At 44.6% G+C, this 15,972-nt stretch carries 12 protein-coding genes and 1 pseudogene; 3 read left to right on the top strand and 10 right to left on the bottom strand.

The window, feature by feature from the left end:
- The first annotated feature begins 130 nt into the window (after positions 1-130).
- The 3 genes from KFK88_RS08665 (at position 131) to efpL (ending at position 4,400) form a co-directional block, all read left to right on the top strand.
- A complete protein-coding gene (locus KFK88_RS08665; protein ID WP_223578624.1) occupies positions 131-1,879 on the top strand; it encodes a choice-of-anchor I family protein in 1,749 nt (582 codons plus the stop codon).
- A 160-nt stretch (positions 1,880-2,039) separates the two neighbouring features.
- The gene (locus KFK88_RS08670) at positions 2,040-3,542 is read left to right on the top strand and encodes a S10 family peptidase (protein WP_223578626.1); all 1,503 of its coding nucleotides are present in this window, start codon (positions 2,040-2,042) and stop codon (positions 3,540-3,542) included.
- A 288-nt stretch (positions 3,543-3,830) separates the two neighbouring features.
- Positions 3,831-4,400 (top strand): elongation factor P-like protein EfpL, encoded by a 570-nt coding sequence (efpL, locus tag KFK88_RS08675; RefSeq protein WP_223578628.1) that lies wholly within the window; start codon positions 3,831-3,833, stop codon positions 4,398-4,400.
- A gap of 42 nt (positions 4,401-4,442) precedes the next feature.
- Here efpL and KFK88_RS08680 read toward each other — a convergent pair whose 3' ends face one another.
- The 10 genes and pseudogenes from KFK88_RS08680 to mutL form a co-directional block, all read right to left on the bottom strand.
- Complete coding sequence (locus tag KFK88_RS08680) at positions 4,443-5,921, bottom strand: catalase (RefSeq protein WP_223578630.1); 1,479 nt, start codon at positions 5,919-5,921, stop codon at positions 4,443-4,445.
- 155 nt (positions 5,922-6,076) lie between these two features.
- Complete coding sequence (locus KFK88_RS08685; protein WP_223578632.1) at positions 6,077-7,270, bottom strand: DUF418 domain-containing protein; 1,194 nt, start codon at positions 7,268-7,270, stop codon at positions 6,077-6,079.
- 113 nt (positions 7,271-7,383) lie between these two features.
- Positions 7,384-8,685, bottom strand: a complete 1,302-nt coding sequence (locus tag KFK88_RS08690) for an adenylosuccinate synthase (RefSeq protein WP_223578634.1) — start codon at positions 8,683-8,685, stop codon at positions 7,384-7,386.
- Positions 8,686-8,911: 226 nt separating this feature from the next.
- Complete coding sequence (locus tag KFK88_RS11935; RefSeq protein ID WP_263296394.1) at positions 8,912-9,097, bottom strand: DUF2065 family protein; 186 nt, start codon at positions 9,095-9,097, stop codon at positions 8,912-8,914.
- Positions 9,098-9,184: 87 nt separating this feature from the next.
- Entirely contained in the window at positions 9,185-10,072 is an 888-nt protein-coding gene (hflC, locus tag KFK88_RS08705; protein ID WP_223578636.1) for a protease modulator HflC, read from the bottom strand.
- A complete protein-coding gene (gene hflK / locus KFK88_RS08710; protein WP_223578638.1) occupies positions 10,065-11,120 on the bottom strand; it encodes an FtsH protease activity modulator HflK in 1,056 nt (351 codons plus the stop codon). The genes hflC and hflK overlap by 8 nt, the downstream gene beginning before the upstream one ends.
- Positions 11,121-11,234: 114 nt before the next feature.
- Positions 11,235-12,524, bottom strand: a complete 1,290-nt coding sequence (gene hflX, locus KFK88_RS08715) for a ribosome rescue GTPase HflX (RefSeq protein WP_223578640.1) — start codon at positions 12,522-12,524, stop codon at positions 11,235-11,237.
- Between the two features lie 122 nt (positions 12,525-12,646).
- A pseudogene (gene hfq, locus KFK88_RS12030) lies at positions 12,647-12,994 on the bottom strand (RNA chaperone Hfq); the annotation flags it as partial.
- 180 nt (positions 12,995-13,174) lie between these two features.
- Complete coding sequence (miaA, locus tag KFK88_RS08725; protein ID WP_223578644.1) at positions 13,175-14,119, bottom strand: tRNA (adenosine(37)-N6)-dimethylallyltransferase MiaA; 945 nt, start codon at positions 14,117-14,119, stop codon at positions 13,175-13,177.
- A 19-nt stretch (positions 14,120-14,138) separates the two neighbouring features.
- Complete coding sequence (gene mutL / locus KFK88_RS08730; RefSeq protein WP_223578646.1) at positions 14,139-15,953, bottom strand: DNA mismatch repair endonuclease MutL; 1,815 nt, start codon at positions 15,951-15,953, stop codon at positions 14,139-14,141.
- Between the last annotated feature and the right edge of the window lie 19 nt (positions 15,954-15,972).

Below are 15,972 nucleotides of genomic sequence, written 5' to 3' on the forward strand. Positions count from 1 at the left end.
CAACGAAAAAATTTAAGTGTAAACCTTTTTCCTAATGTATATTCTAAAAGAGTATAACGAAGCGTGTCATCACACTGTCACATTCTCTGCGGATAATTAAACCTAATCCATTGATAATTAAAATACTCTTATGACTATTACGCGCATTGCCTTATCGACATTACTGCTCAGTAGTTTTTTGAGCCTCACGGCTTGTAAAACCACTGATGAGCAAACCAGGTTGTCAAGCAGCCCAACACTTCAGTTAGAGTTGATTGGTCGTCATATTACTAACCAATACGGTGAAGGGGCAGCAGAAATTGTTGAATATGATACAGCTCGTCAAAAGCTTTATGTAGTTAACGGTGCTGATAAAGCTATTGATATTATTGATATTTCAAATATTCCGATACAGCCCTTAGCACTTCCTTACAGTGGCCAAAACCTCACCAGCGAGCGTTTACAGTTACCCAAATCTGTCTCAACGTCTGAGCAACTAAACTTACTTCTCGGTGGACCTAACTCACTCAGCATACACAACAACCTTATGGCAGTCGCTGTTGCCAATAAAGACAAGCAGCAGGCTGGCGCGATACTGTTCTATCGTTTAGTTCAACCCAAGCCTCAGCTGATTAAGGCTGTTACCGCTGGCGCTCTACCCGATATGGTGACCTTTACTCATGATGGTTCTAAAGTGATTGTCGCCAATGAGGGTGAACCGAGTAAAGACTATAGAAATGATCCCGAGGGTACTATTAGCATTATCGCCATCGAGCCAGAAATTGCTGACTCAGCTAAGCATTTGAACTTTCACCAATTTAATCATCAACAAGCACAACTTATGTCGAGTGGCGTAAAATTCGCCAGCCCCAAGGGAACCACAGTGGCGCAAGATTTAGAGCCTGAATACATTGCTGTTAATGCTGACAACACCAAAGCTTATGTCAGCCTACAAGAAAATAATGCCATCGCGATTGTCGATCTAGCTAACGAAGTCATTGTTGGAGTTAAAGGCTTAGGCTTTAAAGATTGGTCACAATACAAAATTGATGTCAGCAACAAAGATGGCATCAACGCAGCTACTTATGAGAATCTTTATGGTATGTACCAGCCGGATGCTATAGCATCATATGTTGTTGACGGTAAAACCTATATTCTCAGCGCTAACGAAGGCGATGCCCGAGAGTATATTTATGATGCCACCGAAGCAGACTGTAAAGCTGCTGGCCATAAATTTGACGATGAAGACGGCTGTATCAGTTTCACTGAAGAATTCCGAGCGAAAAAACTATCCATCAAGTCACCTTCCGTAATCGACTCTTATTATCACAAGAATGGCATTGGCCGTTTAAAAGTGACTAACGTACTGGGCGATGAAAATGGCGACGGTATGCATGAGAAGCTTTACAGCTATGGTGCACGCTCTTTCAGTATTTGGGATGATAACGTTCAGCAAGTTTATGATAGCGGAGATGATTTTGAGCAGCTATTGATCGAGCGCTATGGCGATAACTTCAACAGCAATGAAAACGAAAACAAAGGCGACAGTCGCTCTGATGACAAAGGGGCTGAGCCAGAAGCCATCACCACAGGCGTTATTGAGGGTAAAACCTACGCCTTTATCGGCCTAGAACGCCACGGCGGCATCATGGTTTATGATATCACCAACCCAAAACAGCCAACCTTTGAAACCTACGTCAACAATCGCGATTTCAGTAAAGACTTTGAGATTGACGATGATAGTGACCCCGTCGCGCTCAAAGGTGCATACGATGAAGTTGGTGATTTGGCGCCAGAAGGACTTGCTTTTATTCCAGCCAAAGACAGCCCAACAGGCAAAGCGCTACTCGCAGTGGCCAATGAAGTTAGCGGCAGTGTTTCCATCTACCAACTTCATTAAGCTATTGAAATATAATACAAAGCCGCTTCTCTTAGCGGCTTTTTCACATCTTGTTACGATTTATCGGTGAGTTAATCGGCGTTTCTAACTTTGCCATGGGCGCCGAACTTGGTAGTCTCTAAACTTACTTTGTTACATCGTATGTTTTTGGGGAGACACCATGAAACAACTCGCATACTCAGCGTTACTGGCCATTAGCTTGACTATGAGCCAAGCTACACTTGCTGACAAGCAAAAAGATTCTGCACCAAACCCGTATCCTGAAGAAAGAACTGTCGTTACCGAACACTCTACTGACGTCGGTGGCAAAACCATTAAATACAAAGCCACCACAGGTAATTCGTTTGTTTACAATGATAAGAACGAAGTGATTGGTTCTATCTTTTTTACTGCCTACACTAAAAAAGGCGCCAATCCAAAAAACCGCCCGATCACTTTTGCCTATAATGGCGGCCCCGGATCTGCGTCAGTTTGGTTACACATGGGTGCGCTCGGCCCAAAGCGCGTGGTCATGGACAAAGAAGGTTTTCCGCTAAAACCACCGTTTAACTTTATTGATAACGAATATTCAATTCTCGACTTAACGGATATCGTCTTTATTGACCCTGTCGGCACTGGCTATAGTCGTGCTCATGATAAAGGTAAGAATGAAGACTTTCACGGCGTATGGGAAGACATCAGCACCGTATCAGAGTTTATTCGTCTTTACATGACGCGCAACGAGCGTTGGAGCTCACCCAAGTTTCTAGCGGGCGAAAGTTACGGTACGACTCGCTCAGCGGGTATCGCTTATCACATGGGTCAAAACCATGGCGTTTACTTTAATGGCATCATGTTGATCTCAAGCGTTCTAGATTTCCGTTTAGACGACTTTAGTGACCGCAACGGCATCTTAGCGCCTATCACTATGCTACCGAGCTATACAGCGGCAGCCTGGTATCACAAAAAACTTAAAGCCCCACTCAGTAACGATTTACAAGCTTCGGTCGAACAAGCTAAAGAGTTCGCCTTAAACGATTATGCTTTAGCATTACTACAGGGCGACAACCTCGAGCCACGTCGTAAGCTCGCGATAGCTGAGCGCGTCGCTGACTTTACTGGCTTATCGGTAGATCTAGTATTGGAAAATGATTTGCGCATAACGCTCAACGACTTTTTACACAATGTGAACCGCAAAGAAGGCGAAACTGTTGGTCGCTTAGATAGCCGTTTCACCACGCCAGAACTCGATGCCATGAACAAACAGGGGTATCGCGATCCAAGCTATATGGCGATACACGGCACCTATACCGAAACTTTGATGACCTACTTGTCGAAAGAGCTTAATTATAAATCTGACCTGCCCTATCACATCCTTGGCGGTGGCGTAAAAAGTTGGAATTACAAAGATTTTAATCGCCAAAGCAACGACATCAGCGATAAGCTGACCAGTGCCATGTTACGCAATCCTGATATGCAGGTTTACGTGGGCAACGGCTACTACGACTTCGCCACGCCGTTCTTTGCCACAGAGTACACTTTCTCGCACATGGGCTTACCGCAAGAACTGCAAGACAATGTTCATATGTACTACTATGAATCAGGCCACATGATGTATATTCGTGAGCACGATTTGATTAAATTAAAGCAAGATTTGGCGGAATTCTTCAAGAAGTCGCTATAGGCTTTGGCTCTTTATCCCCCCTTTGAGTCAGCCGAAGCCATTATAAAATCATAGAGCAAATTAGGCAGGGAAGCCTAATTTAGTCAAAACGAAACAGGACGTTTCGTTTGACGGCTCGTCATGATTTTTACTGGCAAGGGCAATCCGTAGGATCTCACGACGGGGGTAGCCTTCTTTTGGTTACTTTTCTTGGCTATGCAAGAAAAGTAACAACCAATATACTTCCACTTTCCAAGACATCACCAAGCCATTACAATAAACTCAACTCAAAACACAGAGACCATTCCAATGGCAAAAGCTAGTGACATAAAAAGAAACATGGCCGTTGAGCATAACGGTAAATTGTTAGTTGTTAAAAATATTGAAGTCAGCAGTCCTAGCGCTCGTGGCGCGGCGACTTTATATAAAATGCGTTTTACGGATGTGCAAGCTGGCTCTAAAGTCGAGCAGACATTCAAAGGCGACGACCAGCTAACTTTAGTTGACCTCACTAAACGCGCTGCCACTTACTCTTATGAAGAAGGTGATACCGTTATCTTTATGGACAGTGAAGATTACAGTCAATACACCTTCAACCGTGACGATATTGAAGATGAACTTTTATTCATCACTGACGATATTCAAGATTTGAAAGTCGTGATTGCCGACGAAAAGGTCGTTGGTCTAGAATTACCACAGTCCGTTGAAATGGTTATTGAACAAACCGACCCATCCATCAAAGGCGCCTCTGCGACAGCAAGAACCAAGCCCGCTGAATTTTCCACCGGCTTAACCATTCAGGTTCCTGAATACATTTCGACTGGCGAGAAAGTTAAAATCAACGTCGAAGAAAAGAAATTTATGAGTCGCGCGGATTAGTAAGGCCAGAAAAAAGGTCAGGCGCCGCCTGACCTTTTACTTCTAAGACTTAATCTCTTCCACATCAACACCCATGGCTTTTGCAACACCTTCACCATAAGCTGGATCGGCTTTATAACAGTTGCGTGCATGGCGAATTTTAATATGTTTTTCTGCACCGTCGATGGCTCTGGCGGTATTATCGAATAATAACTGCTGTTGCTCTTTCGACATCAGTCGGAACAAGTCTCCTGGTTGACTGTAGTAATCGTCGTCATCCTCACGGAAGTCCCAGTTTTTAGCATCACCACTAATTTTTAACGGTGGCTCTGCAAAGTCTGGCTGTTCTTCCCATAAACCATAGCTGTTAGGGTTATAGCCTTTAGTCGATCCAAAGTTACCGTCAACACGCATAGCACCATCTCTGTGATAACTGTGTACTGGACACTTAGGTTGGTTCACGGGAATTTGTGAGTGGTTCACACCTAAGCGATAACGCGCGGCATCACCGTATGAAAACAAACGACCCTGTAACATTCTGTCAGGTGAGAAACCAATACCAGGAACTACGTGCGCTGGATTAAACGCGGCTTGTTCCACTTCAGCGAAATAGTTCTCTGGATTACGATTTAACTCTAAAATACCGACGTCCATGACGGGATAATCATCATGCGGCCACACTTTGGTTAAATCGAAAGGATGAATATGGTACTTTTCTGCATCTTCTTCAGGCATGATCTGAACTTGCATTTTCCATTGTGGGTAATCACCGTTATCAATCGCATCCAATAAATCCTTCTGATGAGACTCTCGGTCCTTACCAACGATTTCCTCTGCTTCTTGGTCGGTTAGGTTTTCAATGCCTTGCTGTGTTTTTAGGTGGAATTTAACCCAGTAACGCTTGTTATCACCGCTGATAAAGCTAAAAGTGTGGCTACCGTAACCATTCATATGACGATACGTTTTGGGTAAGCCTCGATCACTCATCACAACGGTCACCTGGTGTAACGCTTCTGGTAGCAAAGTCCAGAAGTCCCAGTTGGTGTTTGCAGAGCGCATATTAGTTCGCGGGTCGCGCTTTACGGCGTGATTTAGATCCGGAAATTTCAAAGGATCACGCAAGAAAAACACTGGGGTATTATTTCCTACTAAATCCCAGTTACCTTGTTCCGTGTAGAACTTGACTGCAAAACCACGAATATCACGCTCCGCATCAGCCGCTCCACGCTCACCAGCAACCGTCGAGAATCGTACAAAAACATCGGTTTTCTTACCAACCTCCGAGAAGACTTTTGCTTTAGTGTATTTGCTAATATCGTGAGTTACCGTGAAGGTTCCATAAGCCCCAGAGCCTTTAGCGTGCATACGACGCTCAGGGATCACTTCGCGATCAAAGTGGGCCATTTTTTCTAGAAACCAAGCATCTTGCAATAACAACGGTCCTCTAGGGCCCGCAGTCATTGAGTTTTGGTTATCCACCACAGGCGCACCATTGCTGTGAGTCATGAATGGACAACCAGGCTTTTTATCTTTGTTACTCATAACTTGTCTCTCCTTCTAAAAATCTGACTACAAAGCTTAATTTGTAGTTGTTGAGATCTAATGTATCAGTGAACAAGCGATAGTAATATTATTTAATTATTATAATAATGATAGATTTTAATTATCATTGACTGAGGTGCCATACAGTATTTCTACTAACGACCAACCCACTCATAGCCTTTACGCCACACAGCCTCCAGCGGACCACGCTTAAAATACTGAAACCAAACAACCGCGAAAGTTAACTGGAATACCCATATTCCAACAACATAAACCCACAACTCGCTTCTGCTCACTTTTCCATATAAATCAAAACCATAGCCATAGAAAATGACGGCGCACATTAGGCTCTGCATAATGTAAAGCGTGAATGCCATACGCCCTGCTTTTGCCAGGACAGCTTTTAGAGTCGGCAGTAGGCTTGTCCGCCCCCACCACAATACCAGACCTAAATAGCCCAGAGCCAACACAATGCTACCAATATAAAAGCCCAAGCTATTAATGCCAACAAAAATAGCGTAATCAAAATCTGACGCAATCAGTGGCAAGGTTGAGCCCAAGGAAATAATTAGGCCAATAAAAAGCCCCCAAAGTGTTAGTTGCTTCAGTACTCTCTCCGACTGCAAAGCACCCCACTTCCACAAGCCCATACCAAGCAACATAAGACCGCAACAGCGCCACAAGGTAAAATAGATAAAGTCCCAAGATTGTCTTTCCCATGCTTTCGCAATACGCTCAGGCGTTAAGCTCCACCAAGAACCTTGATACTTTTGCACAGCATATTGCTGGGCCTCAGCAGGATTGCCGGGCAACCAATAACCTGGCGTCTCTGGCGGCGTTATCATCGCCTGACTCGCACTCAGAATATTCGGAGCGACGACACCAAACGTCAATACTAGCCCCATCAAGACGAGCCACACAGCAGGCAATGCTCTCAACCAAAACACGATGCCCCCACAAATCGCGTACGCCACTAGAATATCACCGTCCCAAATTAAATAGGCATGGGCTAAGCCAAACACTAGCAACAACAACGAGCGAGCAAAAAAAGGCTTAGTAGGATGAACTCCCAGCTTTTCATACTTGGTTGCAAACAACAGTATGCCAACGCCGTATAGCAACGCCAGTAATGTCATGAAACGTTGTTTGACTAAGCTGTACTCTAAAAACCACACCCACTTATCGAGATCAGTAAACTCGCCAAATGCCATCGGGTTGTAGCGGATCAAATCTGGAGTAGAGAAGTAGTTAATATTGATGATTAATATGGATAAGATCACGATGCCACGTAGTACATCTAAACCCGTCAAGCGTGATGGTTTCATTTCCGTGGCTACAGCCTGCGTCATACTTAATTTCCCTATTGCTTATTGTTGTGGATAAATAATATACAATGTTGTCGAGCATAAAAAAAGCGACCCTAAGGTCGCTTTTTAAATTCATTGCGATGAAGTCTTAAGCTTTAAGCTTCAAATGGATGACGCTTAATAATCGTCTCAACGCGATCGGGGCCAGTCGAGATAATATCAACAGGAACACCCACTAGTTCTTCAACCTTAGCAATAAAGTCTAATGCGTTTTGTGGCAAGTCGTCTAAAGACTGCGCACCAAACGTTGTTTCGCTCCAGCCCGGTAACTCAATGTACTCTGGCTCTAGCTTTTCGTAATCTTCAGCGCCACAGGGTGTGTTTTCTAACTCACCATTTTCTGGGCATCTGTATTTAACAGCAATTTTCACTGTCTCCAGACCGTCCAGCACATCCAGCTTGGTCATACAAAGACCTGATACGCTGTTAATATCAACTGCACGTTTCAGTGCAACGGCATCCAACCAGCCACAACGGCGTGGACGACCTGTGGTTGCACCAAACTCATTACCGCGTTTAGCCAGACCAAGCCCAACGTCATCGAACAACTCAGTTGGGAATGGACCTCCACCAACGCGAGTCGTGTAGGCTTTAGTGATACCTAACACATAATCGATATGACGAGGACCAACGCCTGCCCCAGTGGCGACGCCACCCGCAGTCGTGTTTGAAGAGGTTACATAAGGATAAGTACCATGATCGATATCGAGCAAGGTGCCTTGCGCACCTTCAAACATCAACTTCTGGCCGTCGCGTCGCATATTCGCCAAAATAGCAGGTACGTCTGCAACCATTGGCTTTAACCACTTGGCATATTCTTTACACAATGCCAAAGTATCTTCAATATCAATAGCGTCAGCTTTGTAGTACTGCGCCAAAGCGAAGTTATGCAGTTCCATCACTTCACGTAACTTTTCCTCTAAACGCGCTTCATCAAACAAATCTTCGACCCGTAAGCCGCGACGAGACACTTTATCTTCGTAAGCAGGGCCAATACCGCGGCCAGTCGTGCCGATTTTCTTTTCAGGGTGGCGCGCTGCTTCACGAGCATTATCTAGCGCCACATGATAAGGCAGGATTAATGGACAAGCTGGGCTGACACGCAAGCGCTGCTCAACAGGAACGTTGCGCTCTTTCAGCATATCCATCTCTTTTTTAAGAGCGTCTGGCGCAAGTACAACACCGTTACCGATGTAGCACATGACATCATCATTCAAGATGCCTGATGGAATTAAGTGGAGAACGGTTTTCTCTCCATGAATGACTAATGTATGACCCGCATTATGACCACCTTGGTAGCGCACAACCGCGCCCGCCTGTTCAGTCAATAAATCAACAATCTTACCTTTACCTTCATCACCCCATTGGGTGCCTAAAACCACAACACTTTGTGCCATTACTAAACTCTTTACCCTACTTTTGTAGATGCGTTTGTAGACGAATCGTTCGTTGTCCTAACACGGACACCAAACCGCGCATTTTACCGTTATCGTCAGCGAAAATCCCCCTTTTTTTATAAAAAAGCTCAAATTTTCGCCACTCTTAAATAGGTTTTAGTTATACCGCCAGCATTTCAATAAGTTATTCCGAAAAGCTACAGCTCACTTTAAGCCAATCAAAGAATTAACTGACGAAAAAAACCCAGCCCAGTCCAAGCAGCATTAGTATGAGACCTGTCACTCTCAACTGCCCATCAGGCCGAGCGGCCATATCGCTAACCAGCTTCTTCCAAGCTTTTGGTGCCAGCGTTGGAATGAGCCCTTCCAAAACCAGCACTAAACCCAATGCAATCAACCACTCTTCCGACATAGTCACTTCCTCCACGCTTTAAAAAACCAATAGTGGAAATCCATTAAAAAAGGCCAGCTAAGCTGGCCCTTTTCGTTTCTAGTAATACTAGTTACTGCCTTCAGCATCTTTAAAGTACTTAAAGAATTCGCTGTCTGGCTTTATCACTAAAACATCATCCGAAGATTTAAACGATTCACGGTAGGCATCTAGGCTTCGTAAAAACGCATAAAACTCTGGGTTCGTGTTATAAGTTTCTGCATAAATTTTTGCGGCCTCTGCATCAGCTTGGCCTCGTATTTCACGCGCCTTGCGGTCAGCTTCAGCTAAGATGATCTTTGTTTGAGAGTCTGTTTGTGAGCGGATTTTCTCAGCTTCTTTACTACCCTCTGCGCGGTTTGCTGATGCAAACTCAGCACGCTCAGAAATCATTTCCTGGAAAACTTTGCCACGAATTTCATCTGGGTAATTTACCTTTTTCACCTGAATATCAACGACTTCAATACCAAGCTCAGGAGTTTTCGACGCTACTTCTGATTTGATTTCTTTAATCGTTTCGTCGCGGTCCTTGTAAATTAGTTCCTCAATATCACGCGTACCAAATCGAGCCCTCGTTGAAGCATCCACGAAACGGTCGACGAAACCGTTCGCTCGATCAACGCTACCCTGAGTACGCAAATAAAACTGAGCATAGTCACTGATACGCCATTTAACGTAGGTATCAACAATCAAATCCGTTTTATCTGCTGTAGTAATACGGTCTGCTTTTCCGTCAAACGTTTGGATACGTGAATCAAGCAACTGAATTCTATCGACAAATGGTATCTTAACGTGAATACCTGGCTCATAGACTTCAGGATTACCCTGGTTGTCTTTAAGCACTTGGCTAAAGCGCAGTACAAAACCTTTTTGTTGCTCTTTTACGATAAACAAGCTGGATGATATGACGATAATCACTAGCAATGCTAGGAAACCAAAAATAGGAGCCTTATTCATTATTTTGACCTCCGTTTGATTTTGGAGACTTATTCTTATTCACTATTTTATCCAAAGGTAAGTACGTTAAGTTGCTACTACCTTCCGTATCGATAACGACTTTGCTTACACTGGATAGGACGCGCTCAACCGTTTCTAAGTATAGTCGTTTACGCGTGACTTCTGGTGCTAACTCATACTCTGGAAGCAGTTGCTGGAAACGGGCAACCTCACCACGGGCTTTCTCCACCACTTGGCTTTTATAAGCTTCCGCTTCATTAATAATCCGAGCTGCCTGACCTTCTGCTTTTGGTAGTTTATCGTTTTGATACGCTGTAGCTTCTTGAACATAACGCTTTTTATCACTGATAGAGCTGGTGACATCATCAAACGCCGGACGTACATCAATCGGTGGCTTGGACTCCGTCATGTTGACTTCATAAATCTCTACACCCATGTTGTAAGGCTCAAGAATTTTTTCCATCTCAACCAAGGTGTCATCCATAATGCGCGTTTTATTATCTTTCAGCACATCATCAATCAGCGACTGACCAACGGTTTGACGAATCGCAGCTTCAGCAACCTGCTCAATAGTTTTATCTTGATGATTCACATTAAATAGATAATCTTCTGGCACATCGATGCGATAAACAATCGTAAAGTCGACATCAACGATGTTCTTGTCTTTCGTCAAAATAGTACCTGAAATTTCTTTCTTTAATTGAGTATTGACGTCTACTTTGTAAACGCGATCAATTAAGAATGGCGCCCAACCCAAACCAGGTCCAACGGTTCGATCATAAGCACCGAATCGTGTAATAACTGCTTTTTCAGCCTCTTTTACGGTATAAAAACCTTTAAACACGTAAAACGCGACTAGAACGATAAGACCTATGATGATAAACGGTTTGCTGCTGTCACTTTTCTTGCCATCACCACTACCACCACCAAAAATACCGCCAATCTTCTCACCGGCTTTTTTGATCATGTCATCAAGGTCATTATTATTGTTAGGGCGTTTCTTGCCCCAAGGGTCTTGATTATTATTACCCGGTTCATTCCAGGCCATAGACACTTCTCCAATTACTGTTTTATTGAAATAACCACAAATAAATTAAGGGCTTACCAGCCCTACTCAATGTAACTACTTTTTCGTAACCTATTTTTTCGTAAACACATAATATCATGAACTGAGCACAAACTGGTTCAAATCTTTCTCTAGCTGCCGCCCGAGGCGGATCCAGTCAGCTTGCTCAAGTCTGATATCTAAAAGCATGTCACCATTATCCGCAACACCCTCTTCTTCAATAGCTTGTAACTCATACAGTAAACCACGCAAACGTCCTTCTTGTGGCGGTAAACGCAACTTAGCACTGAATTGCTTCTCCTCGGCCAGCTCTTCGATGGCTTCGAGAAGTAGCTCAACTCCCTGTTCCTTGATCGCTGAAGTCCAAACTCTAATTGGCAAACCTTCATCATCACGATCAATCCTAGGTTCTGCGCCCTCTATCATATCAATTTTGTTATACACTTCTAAAGTGCGGATTTCATTAGCACCGATATCAGTCAATACTTCTAACACTTGCTCAATGTTTTCATCTCGACGTTCACTCGCCGCATCAATGACGTGCAGTAAAATATCAGCTTCAACCGACTCTTCTAGCGTTGCACGGAATGCTGCCACCAGTTCATGCGGTAGATGGCGTATAAAGCCCACAGTATCAGCCAAGATCACATCACTTCCTTTCGGTAATGATACTCGACGCAGTGTTGGGTCAAGCGTTGCGAACAACTTATCTTCGGCGAGCACTTGAGCTTCTGTCAGTAAGTTAAATAACGTCGATTTGCCAGCATTAGTGTAGCCAACGATAGATACGGTTTTAATATTGGCACGCTTACGTGAGCGACGCCCTTGTTCACGCTGACGACCGACTTTATCTAAACGTTTCTCAATGTGCTTGATACGATCTCGCACTAAACGTCTATCAGTCTCAAGTTGCGTTTCACCAGGACCACGCATACCAATACCACCTTTTTGGCGCTCTAAGTGCGTCCACCCTCGGACCAAGCGCGTGGACAGGTGCCTTAGTTGAGCTAATTCGACTTGGAGCTTGCCCTCGAAGGTAAAAGCACGCTGCGCGAAAATGTCTAAAATCAAACCGATTCGGTCGATTACACGACACTTGGCTACCTTCTCAATATTACGTTCTTGGGAAGGAGCTAGGTTATGATTGAAAATAATAACATTCGCCTCAGTCGCTTGCTTAACGCTTTGAATCTCCTCGATCTTTCCTTTACCAATAAAGTATTTGGGATCAGGGGAGTGACGCTTGGCTGTGACAATATCCATCACTTTCAGCCCCGCGGAGCGAACAAGCTCAACGAATTCTTGTAGATCTTCTTGATTGGATTCCTGATCGAAATCTATATGAACCAAGATGGCGGATTCGCCGCCACTGTGACGGTCAAACAATAAACAACCTCAACAGTTGTGGTTAACTATGAAATGAATAGTGTAAAACGACCCGCTGCAATACACCAGCAGGTCGTTGTATCAGAATATGAATGGTAGGTTTTGTGTGGGGTTTACAGACCGCCCATTGGGCCACCGGTATAACCACCGCCACCACTGCCGCTGGACATAGGACCACCCATGCCACCACCAGGACCGCCCATACCCCCTTGGCTACCCTGATCATCACGCTGGCCGCCGTTTTCATTATTTTGGTAATGACCACGAACGTTACGAATCGGTACGACCGTCGAAATCGCGTGCTTGTAAACCATCTGGCTTACCGTGTTTTTAAGTAAAATGACAAACTGGTCAAAAGACTCGATCTGACCTTGTAGCTTTATGCCATTTACTAAGTAAATCGATACGGGAACTTTCTCTCTTCTAAGTGCGTTCAAGAAAGGGTCTTGTAGTGATTGCCCTTTTGACATTGCTCTCTCCTGTTCTTTATTCATTTATGTTTATTCGATTAGCTTTTTTTATGCAAAAACTCTTCTCAAACTAATCGCTTCTTTTATTACTTCTACAAATCAAATTGGAACGAATTCCAAGTGAAAGTGTACATCATTTAATCAGGCGGATCGAGGTATATCAATAAGATATGCGCTGTTTTAGCCCAATTTTAATAATTGCGTCACGTCCTGATAAATCTCAGATGGGTTCCTCTGAGACTCAACCCAGTGTAGGTCAGACCAACTTCTGAGCCAAGTAAATTGACGCTTTGCAAGTTGACGCGTTGCAATAATTCCACGCTCAATCGCTTCGTCCAGAGTTATCTCCCCCTCTAAATGTTGCCACATTTGTCGGTATCCTACTGAACGAATAGCGGGTAAATCACTGCTCAAATCACCTCTATTGTGCAAAGCTTTGACTTCATCCAAGAACCCTTGTTCCATCATTAAGTGGAACCGTGTCTCAATTCTTTGATGTAAAAAGGTTCTGTCCTCTGGGGCAACTGCAATTTGCGTCACCTGGTAAGGAAACTCTTCTTGTTGCTGTTCGAAGTGCAACTGCGACAAAGACTTACCCGTGATTTGATACACTTCAAGCGCTCGCAAAGTCCTTTGCGGGTCGTTTTCATGTATTCGCTGGGCCGAGTCAGGATCCACCATGGCTAACTCTTGATGCAAACTTTGCAGGCCTTCAGAATCCAACCGACGCTGCAGTTGCTGACGCACTTGTGGATCAGAGTCAGGCAGATTATTCATTCCTTCTAGTAACGCCTTGTAATAGAGCATGGTGCCACCAACCAAAAGAGGCGTGCGGCCCTGTTCAACTATATTGGCCATCTCACGCAAGGCATCGTCCCTAAACTGTGCCGCTGAATAAGGTTCACTTGGGTCACAAATATCAATTAAACGATGCGGCGCTAGTGCTAACTCTTCTGCTGTAGGTTTTGCGGAACCAATATCCAAGCCTCGATAAACCATCGCTGAGTCAACGCTAATAATGTCACACTGATGCTCTTGGACCAATCGCATGGCAAGATCGGTTTTGCCTGAGGCGGTCGGCCCCATAATAAATATTGCTTTGGGTTTATTTGGTGCTATTGGCATATCGAATATCGGTAAGGCCTTAACCTATGTGTCTTGGTGTGGTGGCCTGAACTGTTAACCAGGCTCCAATGTCACTGCCTGACAATTCATGACAGTAATCGGACTGGCGCCACCTTAACGGCTGTAATAGTTCTAACCAAGCGCAGCTTGGCTCCGGCTTCCAGTAATCAGGAAGCGAATCTAATAACTGTGATTGCAATTCTTCAAGACTGGATAGTGAAGCCTGTTGAGACTCCTTATACAGCAAATCTTGTGTTAGTTGCGAGATGTCAAAGTGCATGACCGATGCAGGTATTTTGCGCAACGCAACCGACTTAGGCCCCGTCAGATTCAAATCAAATCCTAAGTTAGTCCAAAGTTGAATAAACTCATCGGACACTTCATCCACAGGTATCCCTAGTCTTTGTGGAATTAATAACGGTTTCTGCTTAACCACACCGTTTTGCCATTCCTGCTTTAGTAAATGAGCGGTGTAGTTCAGCCAAAAACGTTTAATGTCCAAAATCACCAGGCGCTCGTTTTCGGGCTGCATTAAATATTGCTCGTTTACTACAATAAAATTGCCGGCCTTATTCGACGCTTGTGATGATGATCTCGGTGCATAAGACTGGTAGTGGCTTTCACGCACATGCGACTGTCGCGAGGATTGTGGCGGTTGTAACTCAGCATTAGAGTCGACAGAAATCCCCGCCTCTAATCTGGGATGGTAATACTCGTCTTTAAGTCTGGACTTTTGTGTTTCTGCTGAAGTGAAGTGACTCGGCGCAGGTTCATAAGCCCTACTCACTTCCTCTACATGTGACAAATCATCAGCCGATAGTACCTCGTTTTGGGGCTGCAAAGCTTCTGCAACTGCTCGCGATATAAAATCATGCACTTGTCTGGCATCAGAAAAACGAACTTCGTGCTTGGTTGGATGAACATTAACATCCACCTGCTCCGCGTCTAACTCAAGATACAATACATACGCAGGCACGCGGCCCGTAGGTAACAAATCTTGATAGGACTGTCTGATAGCATGATTCAAAGTGCGATCTCGAACCGCTCGACCATTAACGAAAACATATTGGCTTAAGTTGGAGTTTTGATGATGCTCAGGGCGTGATAACCAGCCCCATAACCGTAAACTATCGATACGAGTATCAAGATGTAATGCCTGGCTAAGAAAGCGGTTACTGACAATCGAGCCAATGCGTTGTTTTTGTTGCTCTGGGGACTGTGCCGCTGGGATGCGTTTTGTCACCTTACCATTATGTTTCAATGTAAAAGCGACCTGTGAGGACGCCAATGCAACTCGTTTCAAGGTTTCTTCGATATGCACATACTCGGTGCGTTCTGCGCGTAAAAATTTCTGCCTCGCTGGCGTATTGAAGAACAGATCTCTGACTTCAACGATAGTGCCAACGGGCATCGGACGAGGCTGAAGCTCAACCGCCATATCCTGCCCCTGAGCAATCGCAGACCAGCCGGCAGCATCACTAGCGCTGTTGGAAGCTTTAGAGCTCAAACTCAAGCGAGCTACTGAACTGATACTCGCCAACGCCTCACCTCGAAAGCCAAGGGTGTGAATCGCTTTAAGATCATCGGTGTATTGAATTTTACTGGTGGCGTGCCTCGCCAACGCAAGCTCAAGCTGATCACGTTCAATCCCATGCCCGTCGTCAGTAATGCGAATCAAGCGAGTGCCACCTCGCTCAATATCCAGCTGTATTCGCGTCGCCCCAGCATCCACAGCATTTTCCAACAACTCTTTGACCACAGATGAAGGACGCTCGACAACTTCACCAGCAGCAATTTGGTTAGCTAACAACGGAGATAGCTTCTTAATTTGCATCACAAAGATTAACGCTCAG

It is taken from the genome of Kangiella taiwanensis, assembly GCF_020005165.1.
GTDB classification, from domain to species: Bacteria; Pseudomonadota; Gammaproteobacteria; order Enterobacterales; family Kangiellaceae; genus Kangiella; species Kangiella taiwanensis.